Here is a 4,170-nt window from a genome sequence, read left to right as displayed (position 1 = left end):
TACGTGAAAAGCAAAAGCAGCTAGTCGAGAAGGCACAAGCAGAGATAGGCGAATACTTGATGAACTCATGGGAAGTAGAAGACATTGAACAAGCAAAAAAAATGATTGATAAGTTTAAAGATGAAGCTAAAGCTTCATCAAATGTTTCCGAAAAAAGTGATGGTAATAATTCGCAAACTCCAACAAACCATACTCCATCAGGTTCTTAGATTTCATGAGTGAAGGTGATAAAAAAACGCCTATATCAGACATTGAAAAAAGAATCAATCAACTTGAAGAAAGAAAGAAAAATTTGGTTAGGTTTCATTCGGAAAAAGAACGAAAAAAAAGAGCTAATCAGCTAATCCAAACAGGAGCATTAGCAGAAAAATATTTTGGTATTCATCATCTATCCATTGAACAAAGAGAGGAATTATTTAAAATTTTTTCGGACTTTATCGCAAAAAATAAGCCTGATAAGTTCAAAGATAAGGAGGAATAATTATAATTTCCTACACGATTCTAAAAGGAGGCAATTAGAATATGGATGCAAGGGATCATGTGAATAATCAGGTCATTGAAATTATTGAAGAGTTAGCAGCGAAACGAAAAAGCTCATCACTTCAACACGAATCTACGTTTAGTCAGAATAGCCAGGATCAAGCTCGGAAAGTTGTCCCTATTCGTCCCGATCTGGAAGAGAATGAATCTCAAACTCTCCCTAAAAAAAATGAGATTGAAAAAGATAATCCTAACTCATTGAAGAGCTTATTAGCAGCTAGACACAATTTAGATGGATTGAGAAATCGGTTGTCTAAAGATCCAGAAAAGAATAAACACGAATTAGAAAAACTGGACAAGCTGGAAGGAAAATTAAACACCAGTATCAATAAAGCACAGAAAAAAGAAATCACGATTGCAATTGATACTTTAAAACGCGAACCACGTAGGTATGTTCTTAAATTAGCGGAAACTATGACGAAAATTGAAGCGTTAAAAAGCAAACTTGAAAAGAACCCAAGGTTCTATAAAGTTCATATTGAAAAGTTAGAAAAATTCCAAAAAATAATTGAAAATCGAATTGAATCTTCTCAAGTAAAAACGCTTCGTTCCGCAATTAATAGCGTTCAAAAAAACCCACAGAAGTACCGTGAAATGATTGATAGATATGATGAAATGGAGCGAACTTTGAACAAAGGTTTAAGCCAAAGTAATCAAGTGGATTTACAAAAAAATAATCAAAAAGAAAAAGAGCCTAATAAGAAGCAGGAAAAGTCTCATAATGATTTGGAACTTTCACGTTAAAGGTGCTTACATCCTCTTTTTACGACAAAATCCTTTTTGCATTCAAATATCATTCAAATCGAATGCAAAAAGGATTCATTTCGACAATAAAAACCTGCAATCGACGGCATTCTATGATATTTGCATTCAAATATCATTCAAATATCATTCAAATTGAATTGATATATTGTTCTTTTTAGGTTATAATAGAATTATGAATGAAAAAAGAATGATATTTGAATTGAATTTGAATGAAACCATTATATAAGGAGTGAATGAACGTTGAAAATCAAAGTAACAAGCGATTTCGGTAACTCAACCACGAAACAAAAAGTGAATGGGGAACGGATAACATCACCTTCTGTAATTAAAAGAATATATGATCTTCCGTCCGTTACAGAAACGGATGACGAGAAAAATGTAGCGAATTTATATGAAGAATTAACTGTAAGCATTACAAGTCAAAGCTTGCGAAGAAGTGGTATTTTTAGCGTAGGCCATCGAGCAAATTTAGATGCAATCAAATCAGAAAATATGAATATTACACTAGGAAATAAGTCAGATCATGATATTCCTGTGATTATGAATCTTTCATTAACTGCTGCATTCGCTGTGAAAAAACACTTTAAAAGATACAAGAAATTGCCCGAAAAAATTGAAGCGATTGGTACGCTTGTAGGAGCTATTCCCGCTTCTGAGTACGACCCTGATATTGCTAAAAAATTTGAAGATAGATTTACAGGAACTACGGGTAAAGAAATTACTCATTTGGTTTTAGTGCATGTAGGAAATCAAACCGTCAGCGTTAGTATTAAATACACAGGTGCCAAGATTACACAGGAAGGGATACCGGCTTTATATGCTCTTATAGAAGCCAAAGAAGATATACTAAGAAAATTCAGATTACTATATGCAAAAAATCCAAAGTGGTTTGCCATGACACAAAGAGATTTTTTATCTCTAAAGGGTTTAGGCGTAGATATCGGATCGGGGACTACAGAATATATCCATAGTCACGGAGTAAATCCCGTTTTAGATAATTGCGATGGTGCAAAAAGAGGGGTCGGACATGCAGCAGAAGAAGCATCAAAAATGCTTCAAAATAAACTAAAAGGTCACTTGAAAATTAACCGACAAAAATTTGATGAAATTTTACAGGATGATACTCATAATCTTTACGATTTAGCGACTGAATTTATGAAAGAAGCGCAATATAGCGAAGCAAATAATATCTTGGAAGATGTGCAAGTACGCTACCAAGTGACAGGCGGCGATATAGATTTCTTCATGGTTTTTGGGGGTGGCAGTATTACCTTTGAAGAAGATTTATATGAAAGATTACAGGAATTTGCTGAAGCAACTCAATGTATGGTTTTATGGATTCCAGAAGAGTATGCGGTTGACATGAACATTGATGGACTGGATATTCTTCACAATAAAGTATTTTTCCCAGGGGTTGTTGAATCTTGAGTACAACACCAAACGATAAAGATAAAAAACGTGATCTTGTTTCCTGGCGTATAAACAAGCTCTCTGACAGTGAACAAATAAATGATTGGGTTAACGCACAGTCCAATGTTCAAAATTCTCTTACCAGCTTAGTTAGACACATGATCGAACAATTCGGTTACAGAGATATTACGGATCAAGACATTCAAAAATCTCTTTACCAGAAACCAATTATTGATGAACTCCGATCCCTCCTGCCCGAATTAAAACTTGCACTTGCTGGAGTTAATGCAGAACCACCAGTCATAAATGAAACAGACGTCGATCCGATCATAAATGATGCTATTGAAATAGCTGAAGGCAAACCAGTAAATCCTTCAGACAAAAATGATGATATTTACAAACTCATTGATAAAAATAATTTGTAATCTCCAACAAAAGGAGGGAATGGGCCAGCATGTCCATTCCCTCCTTTTGTCGTTAACATGTTGTGGGGTCAGCATGAACGCCGGGCGCTCCGATCAGGAAGTGCATGAGCTGCTGGCCGCACGTCAGCTCTTCAGCCGGGCAGCAGCCACACCGGGAACACTCCTGGTGCTGCTCGGCAGCAGCCGCGCCAGGCATAGCGAAAAGGACGGCCGGGGCCGTCCTGAGCGTGTTGGCCAGTAATGAGCGCCGGGAGCAGCCGCACGTGCGCGGATCTCCTTCCGCTCGGATCAGGAAGCGCATGAGCTGCTGGCCGCACGCCAGCTCTTCAGCCGGGCGCTGCGGCACGGCTGCGCGGATCTCCTTCACAATCAAAAATAGTAAGTTAACTAGGTTAATTAGGTTAACCTATTGATTTATATAGATTTTATATTTAACTATATGGGGCATGTTGGCCAACATGAGCGCCGGGCGCTGCGGCATGCCTTCAACCGGGCAGCGGCTAAATCCGTTAGCCAATCGCAAAAAAGGACGGCCAGGGCTGTCCTATGGGTGGTATGATCTAGTATTCTTTAATCATTCATCGCCTCTCCGTCTCCTTGTTCTGGATTCGGACGATGACTTTCAATTTCCTTGAAAGCTCTTAATGCGTCATTCCATTCCCTTGGTAATTTCAGATTGCTTTCTATATATTCATTATTCTCCTCACTCATTCTCTATCTTCCCCTTTTAACTTCTGACGTTCGTTGTTATCACCATTATTGCCGCCAACTTCCGTCCAATAATAATCTCGTGAATATTAAGTGTCAAGTTTTCTTAGTCCACGAATATAAATTAGTTAACTTAGTTAACTCGGTTAACCTATTGATATAACAACGTTTTATTTTTAACCTATATAAACTCACAGCGCCGGGCGCTGTGGCACGGCTGCGCGGATCTCCTTCACAATCAAAAAAATAAGTTAACTCAGTTAATTAGGTTAACCTATTGATTTACATAGATTTTATATTTAACTACATGGGGCATGTTGGC

At 37.6% G+C, this 4,170-nt stretch carries 7 protein-coding genes; 6 read left to right on the top strand and 1 reads right to left on the bottom strand.

Going from position 1 to position 4,170, the window contains the following annotated elements; genetic code table 11:
- The 6 genes from BAZ21_RS27400 to BAZ21_RS27375 form a co-directional block, all read left to right on the top strand.
- On the top strand, positions 1–209 hold a 209-nt coding region (locus tag BAZ21_RS27400; protein ID WP_068505944.1), incomplete at its 5' end, for a hypothetical protein.
- A 5-nt stretch (positions 210–214) separates the two neighbouring features.
- Positions 215–481 carry a hypothetical protein gene (locus BAZ21_RS27395; protein WP_068505943.1) on the top strand — a complete coding sequence of 89 codons (267 nt, stop codon included), beginning with the start codon at positions 215–217 and terminating at the stop codon, positions 479–481.
- Between the two features lie 41 nt (positions 482–522).
- On the top strand, positions 523–1,284 hold the full coding sequence (locus BAZ21_RS27390) for a hypothetical protein (RefSeq protein WP_068505942.1): 762 nt from the start codon (positions 523–525) through the stop codon (positions 1,282–1,284).
- 261 nt (positions 1,285–1,545) lie between these two features.
- Positions 1,546–2,733 (top strand): ParM/StbA family protein, encoded by a 1,188-nt coding sequence (locus tag BAZ21_RS27385; protein ID WP_068505941.1) that lies wholly within the window; start codon positions 1,546–1,548, stop codon positions 2,731–2,733.
- On the top strand, positions 2,730–3,140 hold the full coding sequence (locus BAZ21_RS27380) for a hypothetical protein (RefSeq protein WP_068505940.1): 411 nt from the start codon (positions 2,730–2,732) through the stop codon (positions 3,138–3,140). Before BAZ21_RS27385 ends, BAZ21_RS27380 begins: the two co-directional genes overlap by 4 nt.
- Positions 3,103–3,381 (top strand): hypothetical protein, encoded by a 279-nt coding sequence (locus BAZ21_RS27375; RefSeq protein WP_141695051.1) that lies wholly within the window; start codon positions 3,103–3,105, stop codon positions 3,379–3,381. The genes BAZ21_RS27380 and BAZ21_RS27375 overlap by 38 nt, the downstream gene beginning before the upstream one ends.
- Before the next feature lie 329 nt (positions 3,382–3,710).
- Here BAZ21_RS27375 and BAZ21_RS29320 read toward each other — a convergent pair whose 3' ends face one another.
- Positions 3,711–3,851 carry a hypothetical protein gene (locus tag BAZ21_RS29320; protein WP_176718236.1) on the bottom strand — a complete coding sequence of 47 codons (141 nt, stop codon included), beginning with the start codon at positions 3,849–3,851 and terminating at the stop codon, positions 3,711–3,713.
- Between the last annotated feature and the right edge of the window lie 319 nt (positions 3,852–4,170).

The sequence above is a fragment of the Paenibacillus kribbensis genome, from assembly GCF_001705305.1.
GTDB lineage: Bacteria > Bacillota > Bacilli > Paenibacillales > Paenibacillaceae > Paenibacillus > Paenibacillus kribbensis_B.
The sequence above is the reverse complement of the archived record's forward strand: the minus strand, read 5'-3'. Positions and strand labels throughout refer to the sequence as shown.